We start from the raw sequence: 18597 nt of genomic DNA on the forward strand, positions 1-18597 counted from the left end.
TCGGATCAAGTGGGTTCTGAAGAGGTGTCGCTGGCCGCGAGGAGCGCGCGCAAGGCGGTTGCGTCGGCGCGCGGCAGCCGGCCGCGCGCGTCGGCCTTCACCGCGCCGCGCAGGTCGTCGCTCGCATACAGCGCGACGTGGATGCCGACCGGCTCGTCGCCGCGCCGGCCGCGCCACAGGAAGCTCAGCGTCTCGACGTCGCCGCGGCCGGCGAAGTGCCGGGTTTCAGACACGTCGTACTGGACATTCTGGTTCAGCAGCGAAATTGCGACATCCTTCGGGTTGTCAGTAAATGTCTGCAGGTGAATATCCGAATGCGCGTTCGCGGTGCCGTTCAGCACCGCGCCCGTCACGTACGGATTGAAATCGGCGAGCCGACGCATCCAGTCGAGCGCGACCTCGCGTAGCCGCCGCAGTTCGTCCGGCTGCGTGTCGCCCTGGAACAGCGCGAGGTATTCGTGGAGTTCTTCCTCGATCTGGTCGTTATCCGGCAGCCATTCGCCGGCAACGCGCGAATCGCCGAGCAGCTGGCGCGCGGCCTTGCGCTTCGCGCCGGCGTAGTCCAGGCCGTCCTCCGCGATCAGGCGCGCGGCGGCCTGGGCAATTTCCTCGCGGACGCGCCGCGGGTCGACTAAGGGTTTGCGAGACATGATGCGGCAATCATACTCGATCGACGCCGCGGCCGATGGTGGTGCGGCCGCTTGCCACCGGGCGCGGCAGGCCGTCAGTTACAATAGCGACCTGCGCCGGCCGCGCGGCCTGTCCGGCGCCTCGCCCATCCACTTTCCGAATCGACGGCGCCCCGGCGGCGCGAAAGCATTCTTCTATGCACATCCATATTCTTGGCATCTGCGGCACCTTCATGGGCGGTCTGGCCGTACTCGCGCGCGCGGCGGGGCACACGGTCACCGGCTGCGACGCGGGCGTCTATCCGCCGATGAGCACGCAGCTCGAGGCGCAGGGCATCCGGCTGATCGAGGGCTATGGCGCCGAACAGCTCGACCTGAAGCCGGACCTGTTCGTGATCGGCAACGTCGTGACGCGCGGCAACCCGCTGATGGAGGCGATCCTCGATCGCGGCCTGCCGTACGTGTCGGGCCCGCAGTGGCTCGGCGAGCATGTGCTGGCGGGCAAGTGGGTGCTTGCGGTGGCAGGCACGCACGGCAAGACGACCACGTCGTCGATGCTCGCATGGCTGCTCGAGGACGCGGGCCTGAACCCGGGCTTCCTGATCGGCGGCGTGCCGCTGAACTTCGGCGTATCGGCGCGGCTGACCGATTCGAGCTTCTTCGTGATCGAGGCGGACGAATACGACACCGCGTTCTTCGACAAGCGCTCGAAGTTCGTCCATTACCGGCCGCGCACCGCGGTGCTGAACAATCTCGAGTTCGATCACGCCGACATCTTCCCGGATCTCGCCGCGATCGAGACGCAATTCCACCATCTCGTGCGCACCGTGCCGGGCGTCGGGCGGCTCGTCTCGAACGGCCGCGAGGATGCGCTCGAACGGGTGCTCGCGCGCGGCTGCTGGAGCGAGGTCGAGCGCTTCGGCGTCGACGGCGGCTGGCAGGCGCTGGCGGCCGAGGACGGCGTGCCGGTCGACGAGCGCTTTGCCGTCTACTGGCGCGGTGAGCGGCTCGGCGAAGTCGCGTGGCAGGTGCAGGGCGAGCACAACCGGATGAACGCGCTCGCGGCGATCGCGGCCGCGCGCCACGTCGGCGTGCCGCCGGCGCAGGCGGCAGCTTCCCTCGCGTCGTTCCGCAATGTGAAGCGGCGCATGGAAGTGCGCGGCAGCGTGAACGGCGTGACCGTCTACGACGACTTCGCGCACCATCCGACCGCAATCGAAACCACGATCGCCGGCCTTCGCGCGCGCATCGGCCAGCAAAATACCCGCATCCTCGCGGTGCTCGAGCCGCGTTCGAACACGATGAAGCTCGGCGTGATGAAGTCGCAATTGCCGGCGAGCCTCGCCGATGCCGACCTCGTGTTCGGCTACGGTGCGCCGGCGGGCCGCGACGCGCTCGGCTGGAACCTCGGCGAAGCGCTCGCGCCGCTCGGCGACAAAGCCCGCGCGTTCGACGACCTCCATCAACTGGTGAAGGCGGTCGTGGCGGCCGCGCGCCCGGGCGACCACGTGCTCGTGATGAGCAACGGCGGTTTCGGCGGCGTCCACCAGAAGCTGCTCGACGCGCTCGACACGGTCGGGAGCCGCGCGTGATCCTGTATCTGCACGGCTTCCGCTCGTCGCCGGAATCGATGAAGTCGCGGCTGCTCGCCGCGCGCATGGCCGAACTGGGCCGCACCGACGAATGGCGCTGCCCGTCGCTGTCGATGTCGCCGCTCGCGGCGATCGCGGCGGCGCAAGCCGAGGTCGCCGGCGCGCGCGACGTGACGGTGATCGGCAGCTCGCTCGGCGGCTATTACGCAACCTGGCTTGCCGAGCAGCACGGCTGGAGGGCGGTGGTGCTGAATCCCGCCACCGAGCCGCAGCGCGACCTGGAGCAGTATCTCGGCGAACAGCCGCTGTGGCACGGCGGCGGCACGATCGTCGTCGAGCGGCATCATCTGGACGAATTGAACGCATTGCGCGTGACGGCAATCACGCGCCCCGAGCGCTACTATCTGTTCGCGGCGACAGGCGACGAAGTGCTCGACTATCGCGAGATGCTCGCCCATTACCCCGGCGCAAAAACCCGCGTGATCGCCGGCAGCGATCACGGGATCAGCGAATTTGCCGACTACGTCGACGACGTACTCGCGTTTTGCGACGGGCGTGCGACGTAAGCGGGCCGCAGGCCATCGAATCCCATTATCACGAGGCGCCGTCGTTCGGCGGCGGCGCCCGGCAGTCTGAACGAGAGTACTGAGTGAACGTTTTCTTCGAGGAATCGGGCAGTTTCAAGGCGGGCAGCGTGCTGTCGCGCCAGGGCGACGCGTTTCAGGTCGAGCTGCCCGGCGGGCGGCGCGCGAAGGTGCGCGCGAAGGACGTGCTGATCGAATTCGAGAAGCCGGCCGCGAGCGAGCTGATGCAGCAGGCCGATGCGGCCGCGCAGCAGATCGACCTGGATTTCCTGTGGGAATGCGCGCCGGCGGAGGAATTCGCGTACACGGCGCTCGCCGACGAGTATTTCGGCGCGTCGTACGGCCCGGTCGAGCGCGCGGCGCTCGTGCTGCGCCTGCACGGCTCGCCCGTGTACTTCCGCCGCAAGGGGCGCGGGCAGTACCAGCGCGCGCCGGAAGAGCAGCTGAAGATGGCGCTCGCGTCGCTCGAGCGCAAGCGTCAGCAGGCGCTCGTGCAGGCGCAGTACGAGGAAGAGCTGAAGGCCGGCAAGCTGCCCGCCGCGTTCGACGGCAAGGTGCTCGGGCTGTTGACCCGCCCGGACAAGAACGCGATCGAATACAAGGCGCTCGAGGCGGCGGCCGGCGCGCGCGGCGTGTCGCCGGCGCGGCTGATGCTCGACTGCGGCGGCATCGCGTCGGCGCGCGCGCTGCACGAGGCGCGCTTCCTCGCCGAATTCTTCCCGCACGGCACGGGCTTCCCGCCGGTGACGGTCGGCGGTCTGCCGGACGACCTGCCGCGCGCCGACGTCAATGCATTCTCGATCGACGACATCACGACGACCGAAATCGACGACGCGTTCTCGGTCGAGCACCTGGCCGACGGCCGCGCGCGGATCGGCGTGCACATCGCGGCGCCGGCGCTCGGCGTCGTGCGCGGCGACGCGGTCGACGCGATCGCGCGCACGCGCCTGTCGACCGTCTACATGCCCGGCGACAAGATCACGATGCTGCCGGACGACGTCGTCGACGTGTTCACGCTGAAGGAGGGCGACTACCGTCCGGCGCTGTCGCTGTACATCATCGTGAACCGCGAGACGCAGGAGATCGTCGCGAACGAGACGCGCGCGGAACGCGTGTTCGTCAAGAACAACCTGCGCCACAACACGCTCGACGAGCTCGTCACCGAAGAGACGCTCGCCGACGGCAGCGGCGACTATCCGCACAAGGACGACATCGCGGTGCTGTGGCCGCTCGCGCAGGCGCTGTTCGAGAAGCGCCAGCTGGCGCGCGCGGGCTACGGCCTGAAGCGCGAAGTGCAGCGCAACACCGACTACAACTTCTACGTCGACGGCGAACACGTGACGATCACGCCGCGCCGGCGCGGCTCGCCGCTCGACCTGATCGTGTCGGAGCTCGCGATCCTCGCGAACTCGACGTGGGGCGCGTTCCTGCACGACCACACGGTGCCGGGCATCTATCGCTCGCAGCGGGGTTTCGGCGCGCCGGGCCCGAAGCGCACGCGCATGCAGACGAGCGCCGCGCCGCACGAAGGCCTCGGCGTGCCGCAGTACGCGTGGAGCACGTCGCCGCTGCGCCGCTACGTCGACCTCGTCAACCAGTGGCAGCTGCTCGCATGCGTGCAGCATGGCGTCACCGCGAAGCTCGCCGCGCCGTTCAAGCCGAAGGACGCCGACCTCTACGCGGTCGTGCAGGGCTTCGACGACACCTATTCCGCGTACGCCGACTACCAGCGCCGGATGGAATATTTCTGGTGCCTGCGCTGGCTCGTCCAGGAAGGCAAGAAGCAGGTCGTCGCGAGCGTCGTGAAGGGTGACCTCGTGCGTCTCGAGGACGTGCCGCTGCTGCTGCACGTGCCGGCGCTCGGCGTGCATGCGCGCGGCACCCGCGTGCTGCTCGACGTGATGTCGATCGACGAGCTGACGATCGAGGCATCGGTGCGGCTGCTCAACGTGCTCGACGCGCCGGTCGTGTCGGGCGGCGAAGCGGCCGAAGAAGAGGAAGACGGCGAGAACGGCGACGACGTGCTGCTCGACGCGGGCGACGCGTCGGCGCAAGCCGAGGCCGAAGCGCTCGCCGAGGCGGATGCCGGCCCTGCGGAGGGCGACGCCGCCGCAGCCGAAAGCAACGGCAGCGAGGAGGAGCGCGCATCATGAATCCGGCCGCGTCGACGCGCGGGCCCGACCGCTACGTCGTGTTCGGTAACCCGGTGGCGCACAGCAAGTCGCCGTTCATCCACGCGCAGTTCGCCGCGCAGACCGGCGAGCCGGTCGTCTACGAGCACCGGCTCGCGCCGGTCGACGGCTTTGAGCCCGCCGTGCGCGCGTTCATCGCCGAAGGCGGCCGCGGCGCGAACGTGACGGTGCCGTTCAAGCTGGACGCGCATGCGCTCGCCGGCACGCTGTCGCCGCGCGCGGCGGCCGCGGGCGCGGTGAACACGCTGCGCTTCGACGCCGACGGCATCTTCGGCGACAACACCGACGGCGTCGGCCTCGTGCGCGACATCGAGACGAATCTCGGCGTGCGCCTCGCCGGCGCGCGCATCCTGCTGCTCGGCGCGGGCGGCGCCGCGCGCGGCGTCGTGCTGCCGATGCTCGATCGCGCGCCGCTGTCGATCACGATCGTGAACCGCACGGCCAGCAAGGCGGAAGCGCTCGTCGGCCAGTTCACGCAGGCGGCGCACGACGCGGGTTGCACGCTCGCGGGCGGCGGCCCGGACACGGTCCGCGGGCAGCCGTACGACGTGATCGTCAACGCGACCGCGGGCAGCCTCGACGCCGCGCTGCCGGAATGCAACCCGGCCGCGTTCGGCCCGGATACGCTCGCGTACGACATGATGTACGGCGCGCAGCCGACCGTGTTCATGCAGCATGCGGCGTCGCTCGGCGCGCATGTGGCGGACGGGCTCGGGATGCTCGTCGAGCAGGCGGCCGAATCGTTTTTCATCTGGCGCGGCGTGCGGCCGGACAGCGCGCCGGTGCTCGCGGCGCTGCGCCAGGCGCTCGCCGCCCACTGAGCGGCGGCGGCGGCAGGTGGTCGCGGCAAGCGGTGCGCAGCGGCGCGAGCGGGCGATCGGCCCGGCGCGCTGGCTCGTCTACGCGGGCTCGGTGTTCGCGGGCGCGTGGTTCGCGACGCAGCTCTACTATTTCGCGCAGATTGCGATCTGGTCGGTCGTGAACCCGGGCTCGACCGCGTTCATGCGCACCGACGCGTGGTGGCTGTCGCGCGACAATCCACCGGCGTCGATCCAGCATCAATGGGTGCCGTACGACCAGATCTCGCGCAACCTGAAGCGCGCGCTCATCGCGTCGGAGGACGCGACCTTCGCGACCAACAACGGCTATGACGCCGACGCGATCCTGCAGGCGTGGGAGAAGAACAAGGCGCGGGGCCGCATCGTCGCCGGCGGCTCGACGATCACGCAGCAGCTCGCGCGCAACCTGTTCCTGTCGCGCGAGAAGAGCTACATCCGCAAGGGGCAGGAGCTCATCATCACGTGGATGCTCGAAACGCTGCTCGACAAGGAGCGGATCTTCGAGATCTATCTGAATTCCGTCGAATGGGGGCGGGGCGTGTACGGCGCCGAGGCGGCCGCGCGCCATTACTACCGGGTTCCGGCCAGCCGGCTCGGCGCATGGCAATCCGCGCGGCTCGCGGTGATGCTGCCGAAGCCGCGCTATTTCGACGCGCATCGCGGCACCGCCTACCAGGCGCAGCGCGCGGCCGTCATCGCCCGGCGCATGGGCGCGGCCGCGCTGCCGCAGTCGGAGTGAGCGCGCCGCGCGTCCGGGCCCGATTGGCACGATTGGCCATTCAGTAGTTCCTGCCTCATTTTTGCGCCGCAATCCATGCGCGCCGTCATGCATTGCGCACGCATTATCTAGACGAATCCCTCTATTTCGGTTTGCTGACCAATTCCCGTGTTCAGGCCCTGTTTGGTTGCAGGCACAACGAAAAATCCGGCAGTTTTTAGTGAATTCGGATAAACACGCAGCTTGTTGAAAGCCGAGCGAAATACAACGGTTCGGAAGTCGAATCATTTCTGAAAGCTTCGCGCCGCATCGAATTTGCTTCGAATATTTCCAAATTTTTCAAAGCGGACCGGCTCACGTATATTGGCCTGCGCCTCGGCCTATCGGCCGTGCCTTCGAGGCAGGGGGCGGCCTATCCGACCGCTCGACACAACAACATTCGAGAGAAGGAAAACAACGATGCCAGCGAGCAAAGCGAAGTTGTTATTGGGTGCAGTTCTCTCTTCGCTGATCCTGGCGGCGTGCAATGGAGACGACGTGACGTCGGCCTCCAGCCCCGCAAGCGCCGACAGCTCAGCCGATGCCGCTTCCACGGCGGACAAGCCGTACAACGATCCCAACCGCTATTCGTCAGACCCGGGCGCGTCGCTCGCCGCGTCGGCCGCGCTCGAACGCGCCGCCGTCACGCATCACCAGATCACGCTGAACGGCAAGACGATCCGCTACACGGCCACTACCGGCCACCTGATCGCGCGCAATCCGCAGACGGGCGCGCCCGAGGCGTCGTTCTTCTACGTCGCGTATACGGCCGACAACCAGCCGGCGGCGCAGCGGCCGGTCACGTTCTTCTATAACGGCGGGCCGGGTTCTGCATCGGTGTGGCTGCATCTCGGCTCGTTCGGCCCGCGGCGCATCCAGACCGGCGACCCGAACGCGAACACGTCGTCGTTCCCGTTCGTCGACAACGCGGAGAGCCTGCTCGACACATCCGACCTCGTGTTCGTCGACGCGATCGGCACCGGCTTCTCGGAAGCGATCGCGCCGAACACGAACCAGTCGTTCTGGGGCGTCGACGAGGACGCGGGCGCGTTCCGCGACTTCGTGACCCGCTACCTGGCCGTGAACCAGCGCAGCAGCTCGCCGAAATACCTGTTCGGCGAATCGTACGGAACGCCGCGCACCGACGTGCTCGCGCACCTGCTCGAGAGCGCCGGCGTGAATCTCACGGGCATCGTGCTGCAGTCGTCGATTCTCGACTACAACAGCAACTGCGACATGGCGAGCAACAACGTCGGCAGCTCGAACAACGGCGCGAGCCCGGTGAGCTGCGCGGGCTACGTGCCGAGCTATGGCCAGGTCGGCGCGTACTACCAGCTCGACAATCCGAACCCGTCCAGCATGCCGCAGTATGCGGACCAGATGCGCCTGCTGACGGCGGGCTCCTACGTGCCGGCGGTGAACGCCTACCTCGCGAGCCATACCGCGCCGTCGGGCAGCCTCGTCACGACGATGTCGAATGCGACCGGCGCGAAGGCGTCGATGTGGCGCGCCGATTTCAACGTGATCCCGACCTACTACGACAACAGCTACCAGCTGTCGCTGATCCCGGGCACGCTGATCGGCCGCTACGACGCGCGCGTCAACGTGCCGGTGTCGAGTCCGCTCGCGTCGGAAGGCGATCCGTCGAGCACGTTCATCACGAAGCCGTTCACCGACACGATCGGCCGCTATCTGCCGAACGAGCTGAAGTACACGGCGCAATCGGCCTATTCTGTAAGCAGCAATGCGATCCAGACGTGGGACTGGAGCCACGACGGCCTCGCGATGCCCGACACGATCCCCGATCTCGCCGCGGCGCTGACGCTGAATCCGGCGCTGAAGGTGCTGTCGCTGAACGGGTATCACGACATCGCGACGCCGTTCTACCAGACGGAGCTCGATCTCGCGCGGCTCGGGTCGCAGCCGAACCTGACGATCAAGGACTATCAGGGTGGACACATGGTCTATCTCGACGATACGTCGCGTCCGCAGGAGAAGGCCGACCTCGTGACCTTCTACAACGCGATCGCGCATTGACCCGATGCGCGGACCGGCGGCGCGTGCCCCACGGCGCGGCCCGCCGGCTGTCGACGACCTCAATCCAGACTGGAGCCTGACATGAAGAAGCGATTTATCGTCATCGCCGCAGCGCTCGCCTGCGGCAGTCTCGTCACCTCGTTCTCCGCGTTCGCGCAGGCGAGCGACGCCGCCGCACCGGTGCGATCCCGCCAGGCGCAGCTCGGCGATCCGTACGTGCCGCCGGCCGCGCGCAAGCCGACCGCGGGCACGCAGACGACCGGCGCCGCGCTGCACGCGCAGGTGGTGGCCAAGCTCGCCCGGCAGTTCCGCGCGGCCGACACGCAGAACACCGGCTCGGTGACCGAAGCGCAGGCGCGCGCGGCCGGACTCGGCTACGTCGCGAACCACTTCCGGCAGATCGACTCGACCGGCAGCGGGCGCGTGTCGTTCAGCGACGTGCAGCGCTACATGCAGACGCGCGACGCGAACCAGCAGTAAGCGCATCGCGAGCACGACAAACGGGGGCGGAACCTGCGACGAATGCGGGTTCCGCCCCCGTATTACATCGTAGTCATGCATCGTGGCCGCGCACTGGCGCCGTGAATCACGGCGGCACACGGGTCACACGGTGTCGCGCCGCAATATCTCAGTATCTGGACAACGCATTCAAATATTGGAGCCGAATGCGCGCACTCCTACAATCCGAAGCACATCGATAGGCTTCGGACTTCCGCATCGCGCGGTGCCCGACGCACACGGAGACACTTTCCATGACGTTCGCCGGGCGCTTTACTCGGTGCATCGACCGCCGCCTTGCCGCGGCGCCGGATCACGGTTCGGCGCGCGCAGCGGCATGACCGATTCCGTTGAAGACAGCCCGCTCATGACCAACATGCCCGTATCTTTTGCCCTCGACGTCCGCCGTCCGGCACCGGACGGCGCGCCGCCCCTCACCGACAGCATCGGCGCGACCAGCACGCCGCTCGATCTCGCCGCGCAGCAGGCCGGCACGCAGACGCTCCTGCGCGGCCTCGCGATCCTCGAGGCGATCGCGAACGGCGCGCGCGACATGCGCGCGATCGGCGCGGCGCTCGGCACGACGCGCAGCACCACGCACCGCCTCGTCAGCAGCCTCGTGCAGGCGCGCTACCTGCGCCAGGTGCAGGGCGGCTACCTGCTCGGCCCGAAGCTGATCGAGCTCGGCACGATCGCGCTCGAGCAGATGCCGCTGACCGCGGTCGCGCGGCCGCACCTGGAGGCGCTCGCCGAAGCGACGCTCGACACGATCCACCTCGGCGTGCGCGACGGCGACGACGTGCTCTACATCGACAAGATTCCCGGCACGCGCGGGCTCGAGATGCGCTCGCGCGTCGGCCACCGGATGCCGCTCGCGTCGACCGGCATCGGCAAGGCGATGATGCTCGACCTCGAGCCCGACACGTGGCGCACGCTGTTCGAAGCCGCGCGGCGCGCGCTCGCCGGCGTGAATTTCAAGCCGGACCGGCGCCCCGACGCGAGCGCGTTCCTGCAGCGCATGGCGCATTACGCGGCGGGCGGCTACACGTTCGATCTCGAGGAAAACGAAGCGTCGATCCGCTGCGTCGCCGCGCCGATCCGCGACGCGTCCGGCGCGACCGTCGCGGCGGTGTCGGTCGCGAGCACGATTCCGTACATGCCGCACGACCGGATGGACGAACTGATTCCGCTCGTGCAGCGCGAAGCGCGAGCCATTTCCGCGGAACTGGGCTGGAGCCCGCCGCAGGGTACCCGCAGGATCAAACGATGACGAACCCGCCCCGGATCGTTCCGGAAACCTTCACCGCCGCCCCGTCGCTGATCGCGCTCGACTGGGGCACGACGTCGCTGCGCGCGTACCTGTACGACGCGCACGGCGCACTGCTCGCGACACGCAGCCGCGCGGCGGGCGTGATGCACCTGCCGGCCGGCGGTGCGCGTGCGTTCGACGCCGCGTTCGAGGACGCGTGCGGCGACTGGCTCGACCGCGCGCCCGGCGTGCCGGTGCTCGCCGCCGGCATGGTCGGCAGCGCGCAGGGCTGGCGCGAAGCGCCTTACGTCGAAGCGCCGGCGGGCGCCGACGCGCTGGTCGCCGGCATCGTGACGATCGAAAGCGCGCGCGGCGCGACGGTGTCGATCGTGCCGGGCGTGATCGCGACGGGCGAGCTGCCCGACGTGATGCGCGGCGAAGAAACGCAGATCGTCGGCGCGCTCGACGAAGCTTCTTCTATTGGATCCGATCATTCAGGTCTACTGATCGGTCTGCCGGGCACGCATGCGAAATGGGCGTGGGTGAAGCGCGGGCTGATCGAGCGCTTCCAGACCTTCATGACGGGCGAGCTGTTCGCCGCGCTGCGCGATCACACGATCCTCGGCCGCACGATGCGTTCGCCCGATGAACCCGATCGCGCGGCGTTCCTGCGCGGCGTGTCGGTCGCGCGCGGCGCGCAGCGGGCCGGCATGCTCGCGACGATTTTCAGCACGCGCACGCTGGGCCTCACCGGCCGCCTCGCGCCGCAGGCGCAGGGCGACTACCTGTCCGGCCTGCTGATCGGCCACGAACTGAATGCGCTCGACGCGATGCTCGCGGAGCGCGGCGTCGCGCTCGCGAGCCAGCCGCTGCTGCTGGTCGGCGACGACGCGCTGTGCGCGCGCTACGCGGCCGCGCTGCACGCGCTCGGCTGCCCGCACGCGCGGGTCGTCGCCAACGCGGCCGAACGCGGGCTGTGGCGGATCGCGTCGCGCGCCGGGCTCGTGCGCGCGGACGGTGCGCCGGTTTGCGCCGATCAATGAACCGAACCGATTGCGGAGGAAAGCCATCCATGTCGTCCGAACTCACGCTGCCCGCGCCATATGCGCCGCATCCCGCGCTGATGCGGGCGTTCGCCGCGTGCCCGCTGATCGCGATCCTGCGCGGCATCGCGCCCGCCGACGCTGCGGCGCACGGCCACGCGCTTTATGAAGCGGGCTTCCGGATCGTCGAAGTGCCGCTCAACTCGCCCGAGCCGTTCGACAGCATCACGGCGCTGCGTCGCGCGTTGCCCGACGACGCGATCGTCGGCGCGGGCACCGTGCTGCGGCCCGAGTACGTCGATCGCGTGCGGGACGCGGGCGGCGGGCTGATCGTGATGCCGCACAGCGACGGCGCGGTGATCCGCCGCGCGCGCGAGCGGGGCCTCGCGAGCGCGCCCGGCGTCGCGACGCCGACCGAGGCGTTCGCCGCGCTCGCGAACGGCGCGGACGTGCTGAAGATGTTCCCGGCCGAGCAGCTCGGCGTGACGGTCGTGAAGGCGTGGCGCGCGGTGATCGATCGCGCGGTGCCGCTGGTGCCGGTCGGCGGCGTCACGCCCGACAACATGCAGCCGTTCCTCGCCGCCGGCGCGAACGGCTTCGGGCTCGGCTCCGCGCTGTACCGGCCCGGCCAGTCCGCCGCCGCGACCGCGGCCCACGCGCGCGCGTTCCAGGCCGGGCTGCGCGCGGCGCGCGGCGGAGCCGCATGATGGGCCGCCTCGCGGGCAAGGTCGCGATGGTGACGGGCGCGGGCCGCGGCATCGGCGCAGCGATCGCGCATGCGTTCGCGCGCGAAGGCGCGGCGGTGGCGCTCGTCGACGTCGATCTTCCGCAGGCTTGCACGACCGCGGACGCGATCGCGCGCGAGATCGACGGTGCGCGCGTGCTGCCGCTGCACGCGGACGTCACGCAGCAGGACTCGGTGCGCGACGCGCTCGCGCAGATTGAAGCGTCGCTCGGGCCGCTCGACGTGCTCGTCAACAACGCGGGCGTCAACGTGTTCTGCGATCCGCTGACGATGACCGACGACGACTGGCGCCGCTGCTTCGCGGTCGATCTCGATGGCGTGTGGCACGGCTGCCGCGCGGCGCTGCCGGGCATGGTGGAGCGCGGGCGCGGCAGCATCGTGAACATCGCGTCGACGCATGCGTTCCGGATCATTCCGGGCTGCTTCCCGTACCCGGTCGCGAAGCACGGGGTGCTGGGCCTGACGCGCGCGCTCGGCATCGAATACGCGGCGCGCAACGTGCGCGTGAACGCGATCGCGCCGGGCTATGTCGACACGCAGCTCACGCGCGACTGGTGGGACGAGCAGCCGGATCCGGCCGCCGCGCGGGCCGATACGCTCGCGCTGCAGCCGATGAAGCGGATCGGCAAGCCGGAGGAAGTCGCGATGACGGCCGTATTCCTCGCGTCCGACGAGGCGCCGTTCATCAACGCGACCTGCATCACCGTCGATGGCGGGCGCGCGGCGCTGTACCACGACTGAAGGACCGAATCGAAAGACCGCAGCGCGAGATGGCCGCGTGCGCGCTGCGTCGATACAAATAAGCGGCCGTATTCCGATCGATGAAGACAAGGAGACACTGGAGATGAAACGCAGATCGTTCGTCACGCTCGCCGCCGCCGCCGCGGTGCTGATGGGCAGCCCGCTCGCGCACGCGGCCGACCCGGTCAAGATCGGCTTCCTCGTGAAGCAGCCGGAGGAGCCGTGGTTCCAGGACGAGTGGAAGTTCGCGGAGAACGCCGCGAAGGACAAGGGCTTCGCGCTCGTGAAGATCGGCGCGCCGTCCGGCGAGAAGGTGATGAGCGCGATCGACAACCTCGCCGCGCAGAAGGCGCAGGGCTTCATCATCTGCACGCCCGACGTGAAGCTCGGGCCGGGCATCGTCGCGAAGGCGAAGTCGCACGGGCTGAAGATGATGACGGTCGACGATCGCCTCGTCGACGGCGCCGGCAAGCCGCTCGAGGCCGTGCCGCACATGGGCATCTCCGCGTACAACATCGGCAAGCAGGTCGGCGACGGCATCGCGGCCGAGATCAGGAAGCGCGGCTGGAACATGAAGGAGGTCGGCGCGATCGACATCACCTACGAGCAATTGCCGACCGCGCATGACCGCACCGCCGGCGCGACCGACGCGCTCGTTGCAGCGGGCTTTCCGAAGGCGAACGTGATCGCCGCGCCGCAGGCGAAGACCGACACCGAGAACGCGTTCAACGCCGCGAACATCGCGCTCACGAAGAACCCGCAGTTCAAGCACTGGGTCGCGTACGGCCTCAATGACGAAGCGGTGCTCGGCGCGGTGCGCGCGGCCGAAGGGCGCGGCTTCAAGGCGGCCGACATGATCGGCATCGGCATCGGCGGCTCCGACTCGGCGCTGAACGAGTTCAAGAAGCCGCAGCCGACCGGCTTCTTCGGCACCGTGATCATCAGCCCGAAACGCCACGGCGAGGAAACCTCGGACCTGATGTATGCGTGGATCACGCAGGGCAAGGCGCCGCCGCCGCTCACGCTGACGACCGGCATGCTCGCGACGCGCGAGAACGTCGGCAAGGTGCGCGACGAGATGGGGCTCGCGTCGAAGTAACCGTCCCGGGCGGCTGCCGCGCGCTGCGGCGGCCGTCGGTCGATCGATCGTAACTGGAGAGGCGAAGTGTCAGCGGCACTGCGTTTTGACAATATCGGCAAGGTGTTTCCCGGCGTGCGCGCGCTCGACGGCATCTCGTTCGACGTGCGTGCGGGTGAGGTGCACGGCCTGATGGGCGAGAACGGCGCGGGCAAGTCGACGCTGCTGAAGATTCTCGGCGGCGAATATCAGCCCGACGCGGGCAGCGTGCTGGTCGATGGCCGGCCCGTGCATTTTCCGAATGCGGCCGCGTCGATCGCGGCCGGCATCGCGGTGATCCACCAGGAGCTGCAGTACGTGCCGGACCTGACGGTCGCGGAGAACCTGCTGCTCGGCCGCCTGCCGAACGCGTTCGGCTGGGTGAGGAAGGGCGAGGCGAAGCGCTACGTGCGCGAGCGGCTCGCCGCGATGGGCGTCGATCTCGATCCGGACGCGAAGCTCGGCCGGCTGTCGATCGCGCAGCGGCAGATGGTCGAGATCTGCAAGGCGCTGCTGCGCAACGCGCGCGTGATCGCGCTCGACGAGCCGACGAGCTCGCTGTCGCACCGCGAGACCGAGGTGCTGTTCAAGCTCGTCGACGACCTGCGCGTCGAAGGCCGTGCGCTGATCTACATCTCGCACCGGATGGACGAGATCTACCGGCTGTGCGACGCGTGCACGATCTTCCGCGACGGCCGCAGGATCGCGTCGCACGCGTCGCTCGCCGACGTGCCGCGCGAGCGCCTCGTCGCGGAGATGGTCGGGCGCGAGATCGCCGACATCTATCACTACGCGCCGCGCGCGCTCGGCGACGTGCGCCTGTCGGTCGACGGAATCGAAGGCGACGCGCTGCGCGAGCCGGCGAGCTTCGCGGTGCGCGCGGGCGAGATCGTCGGCTTCTTCGGGCTCGTCGGCGCGGGGCGCAGCGAGCTGATGCGGCTCGTGTACGGCGCCGATCGCAAGCGCGCGGGCGCGCTCGCGCTCGACGGCGCGCGCATCGACGTGAAGCGCACCGGCGACGCGATCCGCCACGGCATCGTGCTGTGCCCGGAGGACCGCAAGGAGGAAGGGATCATCGCGATGGCGTCGGTCGCGGAGAACATCAACATCAGCTGCCGCCGCCATTCGCTGCGCGCGGGCTTGTTCATCGACCGGAGGACCGAGAGCGAAACCGCCGACCGCTTCATCCAGCGGCTGAAGATCAAGACGCCGAGCCGCCGCCAGAAGATCCGCTTCCTGTCGGGCGGCAACCAGCAGAAGGCGATCCTGTCGCGCTGGCTCGCGGAGCCCGACCTGAAGGTCGTGATCCTCGACGAGCCGACGCGCGGCATCGACGTCGGCGCGAAGCACGAGATCTACGACGTGATCTACCGGCTCGCGGAGCGCGGCTGCGCGATCGTGATGGTGTCGTCGGAGCTGCCGGAAGTGCTCGGCGTGTCCGACCGCATCGTCGTGATGCGCGAAGGGCGCATCGCGGGCGAGCTGCCGCGCGCGCAGGCGAACGAGCATGCGGTGCTGAGCCTCGCGCTGCCGCAGACGAGCGCCGCGCAGGCGGCCTGAATCCACCACGACATTCGATGACGTGCGGCCGCCGCGCCGCACGATGCAGGAGCAGGAGACACCACCATGCAAGTCAGGGAAAACCTCGCCAGTGCCGCAGTGAAGCCGTCGGTCGACGCACTGGCCCCGCAGGCCGACCGCCGGAAATGGTGGCAGCAGCTCACCGACTACAGCCTGATCGCGATCTTCGCGGCGATGTTCGTGACGATGTCGCTCACCGTCGATCACTTCTTCTCGATCGACAACATGCTCGGCCTCGCGCTGTCGATCTCGCAGATCGGGATGGTCGCGTGCACGATGATGTTCTGTCTTGCGTCGCGCGACTTCGACCTGTCGATCGGCTCGACCGTCGCGTTCTCGGGCGTGCTGTGCGCGATGGTGCTCAACGCGACCGACAACACGTTCGTCGCGATCCTCGCCGCGGTCGCGGCAGGCGCCGCGATCGGCTTCGTGAACGGCGCGGTGATCGCGTACCTGCGGATCAACGCGCTGATCACGACGCTCGCGACGATGGAGATCGTGCGCGGGCTCGGCTTCATCGTGTCGAAAGGGCAGGCGGTGGGCGTGTCGTCGGACACCTTCATCGCGCTCGGCGGCCTCACGCTGTTCGGCGTGTCGCTGCCGATCTGGGTCACGCTGCTGTGCTTCGTCGTGTTCGGCGTGCTGCTGAACCAGACCGTGTACGGGCGCAACACGCTCGCGATCGGCGGCAACCCGGAGGCGTCGCGGCTCGCGGGGATCAATGTCGAGCGCACGCGCGTCTGGATCTTCCTGATCCAGGGCGCGGTGACGGCGCTCGCGGGCGTGATCCTCGCGTCGCGCATCACGTCGGGCCAGCCGAATGCCGCACAGGGCTTCGAGCTGAACGTGATCTCCGCGTGCGTGCTCGGCGGCGTGTCGCTGCTGGGTGGGCGCGCGACGATCTCGGGCGTCGTGATCGGCGTGCTGATCATGGGCACCGTCGAGAACGTGATGAACCTGCTGAACATCGACGCGTTCTATCAATACCTGGTGCGCGGCGCGATCCTGCTGGCGGCGGTGCTGCTCGACCAGCTGAAGAACCGCGGCGGGCGCGACTGAACCGATGGAGCTTACCGGCATGCATAACGTATCGTCCGCGCGCTATGCGCGCTATGCGCGCTATCCGAGCCTCGCCGACCGCACCGTGCTGATCACCGGCGGCGCGACCGGCATCGGCGCCGCGTTCGTCGAGCACTTCGCGGAGCAGGGCGCGCGCGTCGCGTTCGTCGATCTCGACGCCGCGGCGGGCCGCGCGCTGGCCGCGCGTCTCGCGCATGCGCGCCATGTGCCGCTGTTCGCCGAATGCGACCTCACCGACATCGGCGCGCTGCGCCGCACGATCGATGCGATCCGCGCACAGGCCGGCGCAATTGCGGTGCTCGTCAACAACGCGGCGAACGACGTCCGCCACGGGATCGGCGACGTGACGCCCGAATCGTTCGACGCGGGCATCGCGGTGAACCTGCGGCACCAGTTCTTTGCCGCGCAGGCGGTGATCGACGACATGAAGCAGCTCGGCGGCGGCGCGATCATCAATCTCGGCTCGATCAGCTGGATGCTGAAGAACGGCGGCTATCCGGTGTACACGATGGCGAAGGCGGCCGTGCAGGGGCTCACGCGCGGGCTTGCGCGCGACCTCGGCCCGTTCGGCATCCGCGTCAATTCGCTGGTGCCGGGCTGGGTGATGACCGACAAGCAGCGCCGGCTGTGGCTCGACGACGCGGGCCGCGCGGCGATCAAGGCCGGCCAGTGCCTCGACGCCGAGCTGCTGCCCGCCGATCTGGCGCGCATGGCGCTGTTCCTCGCGGCCGACGACAGCCGGATGATCACCGCGCAGGACGTGGTCGTCGACGGCGGCTGGGCCTGAGCCGCGACAGCGCGACGCGAACCGACACTTCGACGAAGGAGCCCCTCATGACCGCTACGTCCTCGCGCGCCTCGTCGGCGGCGACGCAATCGCGCCGCGCGCGCCTCGCGGCCGCCGCGCATCCGGTCAGCGCCGGACCGCAGACCGCCGCGCTCGCGCAGGGCGTCGGCGCGTCGCACACGGCGGCCGTCACGCTGTCGAACGCGGCGCTGCGGGTCGACGTGCTGCCGCATCTGGGCGGCGGGATCGCGCGCTTCGACTGGCGCGACGACGGCGCCCTCACGCCGGTGTTCCGCCGCTGCGAACGGCCCGACGCCGCGACCGATCCGAACGAGCTCGCGTGCTATCCGCTGCTGCCGTACTCGAACCGGATCGGCGGCGCGCGCTTCGAATGCGACGGCCGCCGCGTCGCGGTGCCGCGCAATCGCGTCGACGAGCCGCTGCCGATCCACGGCGACGGCTGGCTCGCGCGCTGGCAGGTCGACGCCGCGACCGACACGACGCTGCGGCTGTCGCTCGATCGCGGCGACGGCGCGCCGTATGCGTTTCGCGCGACGCAGACCTTCGTGCTCGACGACGCGACACTGTCGATCGCGCTGACGATCGAGAACGCCGGCCGCGCGCGGCTGCCGTTCGGGCTCGGCGTGCATCCGTTCCTGGTGCGCGACGACGCGACCGCGCTCGCCGCCGCGGCGGGCGGGCTGTGGCTGTCGGGCGCCGACTTCCTGCCGGTGCGGCACGTGAGCGTGCCGCCGGCGTGGCAGTTCGGCGTCGCGTATCCGCTGCCGGCGACGCTCGTGAACCATGCGTTCACCGGCTGGGGCGGCCATGCGACGGTGAGCTGGCCGCGCCGCGGGCTTACGCTGACCGTCGCGGCCGATGCGGATGCCTACGTGCTCTATACGCCGCCGGGCGAGGATTTCTTCTGCTTCGAGCCGGTCGATCATCCGATCAATGCGGTGAACCTGCCGGGCGGCGCGGCCGCGCACGGGATGACGCTGCTCGCGCCGGGCGAGCGCCTCGCGCGGCGTTTCGCGTTCACCGTCGAGCGCAGCGACGCACGCGGCGACGCGTCCGCACGCGAAAGCCGCCGGCGACGCGGGTAAAATACGCGGTTTACCAATGG

At 69.3% G+C, this 18597-nt stretch carries 17 protein-coding genes; 16 read left to right on the plus strand and 1 reads right to left on the minus strand.

All coding sequences use genetic code 11. The features are described from left to right. Positions 1–5: 5 nt before the first annotated feature. Positions 6–650, minus strand: a complete 645-nt coding sequence (locus ACFIMZ_RS03405) for a UDP-N-acetylmuramate--alanine ligase (protein WP_431821389.1) — start codon at positions 648–650, stop codon at positions 6–8. 176 nt (positions 651–826) lie between these two features. Here ACFIMZ_RS03405 and mpl point away from each other — a divergent pair, with 176 nt between their 5' ends. The 16 genes from mpl (at position 827) to ACFIMZ_RS03485 (ending at position 18577) form a co-directional block, all read left to right on the plus strand. Continuing rightward, entirely contained in the window at positions 827–2221 is a 1395-nt protein-coding gene (mpl, locus tag ACFIMZ_RS03410) for a UDP-N-acetylmuramate:L-alanyl-gamma-D-glutamyl-meso-diaminopimelate ligase (RefSeq protein WP_431821390.1), read from the plus strand. Beyond that, positions 2218–2787 carry a YqiA/YcfP family alpha/beta fold hydrolase gene (locus ACFIMZ_RS03415; RefSeq protein ID WP_431821391.1) on the plus strand — a complete coding sequence of 190 codons (570 nt, stop codon included), beginning with the start codon at positions 2218–2220 and terminating at the stop codon, positions 2785–2787. The genes mpl and ACFIMZ_RS03415 overlap by 4 nt, the downstream gene beginning before the upstream one ends. Before the next feature lie 83 nt (positions 2788–2870). Further along, positions 2871–4958, plus strand: coding sequence for an RNB domain-containing ribonuclease (locus tag ACFIMZ_RS03420; protein WP_431821392.1), 2088 nt, complete (start codon positions 2871–2873; stop codon positions 4956–4958). After that, positions 4955–5818 carry a shikimate dehydrogenase gene (gene aroE / locus ACFIMZ_RS03425; RefSeq protein WP_431821393.1) on the plus strand — a complete coding sequence of 288 codons (864 nt, stop codon included), beginning with the start codon at positions 4955–4957 and terminating at the stop codon, positions 5816–5818. The genes ACFIMZ_RS03420 and aroE overlap by 4 nt, the downstream gene beginning before the upstream one ends. Positions 5819–5834: 16 nt before the next feature. Beyond that, positions 5835–6575 carry a monofunctional biosynthetic peptidoglycan transglycosylase gene (gene mtgA / locus ACFIMZ_RS03430; protein WP_431821394.1) on the plus strand — a complete coding sequence of 247 codons (741 nt, stop codon included), beginning with the start codon at positions 5835–5837 and terminating at the stop codon, positions 6573–6575. Positions 6576–7013: 438 nt separating this feature from the next. Beyond that, on the plus strand, positions 7014–8630 hold the full coding sequence (locus ACFIMZ_RS03435; protein ID WP_431821395.1) for a S10 family peptidase: 1617 nt from the start codon (positions 7014–7016) through the stop codon (positions 8628–8630). An 81-nt stretch (positions 8631–8711) separates the two neighbouring features. Beyond that, positions 8712–9110 (plus strand): EF-hand domain-containing protein, encoded by a 399-nt coding sequence (locus ACFIMZ_RS03440; protein ID WP_059961069.1) that lies wholly within the window; start codon positions 8712–8714, stop codon positions 9108–9110. A 385-nt stretch (positions 9111–9495) separates the two neighbouring features. After that, on the plus strand, positions 9496–10398 hold the full coding sequence (locus ACFIMZ_RS03445) for an IclR family transcriptional regulator (protein WP_431822420.1): 903 nt from the start codon (positions 9496–9498) through the stop codon (positions 10396–10398). Then, complete coding sequence (locus tag ACFIMZ_RS03450; protein ID WP_431821396.1) at positions 10395–11420, plus strand: 2-dehydro-3-deoxygalactonokinase; 1026 nt, start codon at positions 10395–10397, stop codon at positions 11418–11420. Before ACFIMZ_RS03445 ends, ACFIMZ_RS03450 begins: the two co-directional genes overlap by 4 nt. Before the next feature lie 29 nt (positions 11421–11449). Further along, the gene (locus ACFIMZ_RS03455) at positions 11450–12127 is read left to right on the plus strand and encodes a 2-dehydro-3-deoxy-6-phosphogalactonate aldolase (RefSeq protein WP_431821397.1); all 678 of its coding nucleotides are present in this window, start codon (positions 11450–11452) and stop codon (positions 12125–12127) included. Next, positions 12127–12906, plus strand: a complete 780-nt coding sequence (locus ACFIMZ_RS03460) for an SDR family oxidoreductase (RefSeq protein ID WP_431822421.1) — start codon at positions 12127–12129, stop codon at positions 12904–12906. Before ACFIMZ_RS03455 ends, ACFIMZ_RS03460 begins: the two co-directional genes overlap by 1 nt. 103 nt (positions 12907–13009) lie before the next feature. Continuing rightward, positions 13010–14005, plus strand: coding sequence for an arabinose ABC transporter substrate-binding protein (locus ACFIMZ_RS03465; RefSeq protein WP_431821398.1), 996 nt, complete (start codon positions 13010–13012; stop codon positions 14003–14005). A gap of 66 nt (positions 14006–14071) precedes the next feature. Next, positions 14072–15583: an L-arabinose ABC transporter ATP-binding protein AraG gene (araG, locus tag ACFIMZ_RS03470; protein WP_431821399.1), complete on the plus strand. Its 1512-nt coding sequence runs from the start codon at positions 14072–14074 to the stop codon at positions 15581–15583. Between the two features lie 66 nt (positions 15584–15649). After that, a complete protein-coding gene (gene araH, locus ACFIMZ_RS03475) occupies positions 15650–16663 on the plus strand; it encodes an L-arabinose ABC transporter permease AraH (protein ID WP_431821400.1) in 1014 nt (337 codons plus the stop codon). A gap of 19 nt (positions 16664–16682) precedes the next feature. After that, positions 16683–17471, plus strand: a complete 789-nt coding sequence (locus tag ACFIMZ_RS03480) for an SDR family NAD(P)-dependent oxidoreductase (RefSeq protein ID WP_431821401.1) — start codon at positions 16683–16685, stop codon at positions 17469–17471. Positions 17472–17518: 47 nt separating this feature from the next. Continuing rightward, positions 17519–18577 (plus strand): aldose 1-epimerase, encoded by a 1059-nt coding sequence (locus ACFIMZ_RS03485; RefSeq protein WP_431821402.1) that lies wholly within the window; start codon positions 17519–17521, stop codon positions 18575–18577. The last annotated feature ends 20 nt before the right edge of the window (positions 18578–18597 follow it).

Origin of the sequence: Burkholderia sp. F1 (assembly GCF_050813845.1) — a bacterium.
GTDB lineage: Bacteria > Pseudomonadota > Gammaproteobacteria > Burkholderiales > Burkholderiaceae > Burkholderia > Burkholderia ubonensis.

Bases quoted from the DNA above. Each gene is read 5' to 3' on its own strand.
- ACFIMZ_RS03440 (WP_059961069.1), top strand. From the start codon at position 8,712: ATGAAGAAGCGATTTATCGTCATCGCCGCAGCGCTCGCCTGCGGCAGT.
- ACFIMZ_RS03450 (WP_431821396.1), top strand. From the start codon at position 10,395: ATGACGAACCCGCCCCGGATCGTTCCGGAAACCTTCACCGCCGCCCCG.
- ACFIMZ_RS03465 (WP_431821398.1), top strand. From the start codon at position 13,010: ATGAAACGCAGATCGTTCGTCACGCTCGCCGCCGCCGCCGCGGTGCTG.
- ACFIMZ_RS03480 (WP_431821401.1), top strand. From the start codon at position 16,683: ATGCATAACGTATCGTCCGCGCGCTATGCGCGCTATGCGCGCTATCCG.
- ACFIMZ_RS03435 (WP_431821395.1), top strand. From the start codon at position 7,014: ATGCCAGCGAGCAAAGCGAAGTTGTTATTGGGTGCAGTTCTCTCTTCG.
- ACFIMZ_RS03455 (WP_431821397.1), top strand. From the start codon at position 11,450: ATGTCGTCCGAACTCACGCTGCCCGCGCCATATGCGCCGCATCCCGCG.
- ACFIMZ_RS03485 (WP_431821402.1), top strand. From the start codon at position 17,519: ATGACCGCTACGTCCTCGCGCGCCTCGTCGGCGGCGACGCAATCGCGC.
- araH (WP_431821400.1), top strand. From the start codon at position 15,650: ATGCAAGTCAGGGAAAACCTCGCCAGTGCCGCAGTGAAGCCGTCGGTC.
- mpl (WP_431821390.1), top strand. From the start codon at position 827: ATGCACATCCATATTCTTGGCATCTGCGGCACCTTCATGGGCGGTCTG.
- ACFIMZ_RS03460 (WP_431822421.1), top strand. From the start codon at position 12,127: ATGGGCCGCCTCGCGGGCAAGGTCGCGATGGTGACGGGCGCGGGCCGC.
- aroE (WP_431821393.1), top strand. From the start codon at position 4,955: ATGAATCCGGCCGCGTCGACGCGCGGGCCCGACCGCTACGTCGTGTTC.
- ACFIMZ_RS03445 (WP_431822420.1), top strand. From the start codon at position 9,496: ATGACCAACATGCCCGTATCTTTTGCCCTCGACGTCCGCCGTCCGGCA.
- ACFIMZ_RS03405 (WP_431821389.1), bottom strand. From the start codon at position 650: ATGTCTCGCAAACCCTTAGTCGACCCGCGGCGCGTCCGCGAGGAAATT.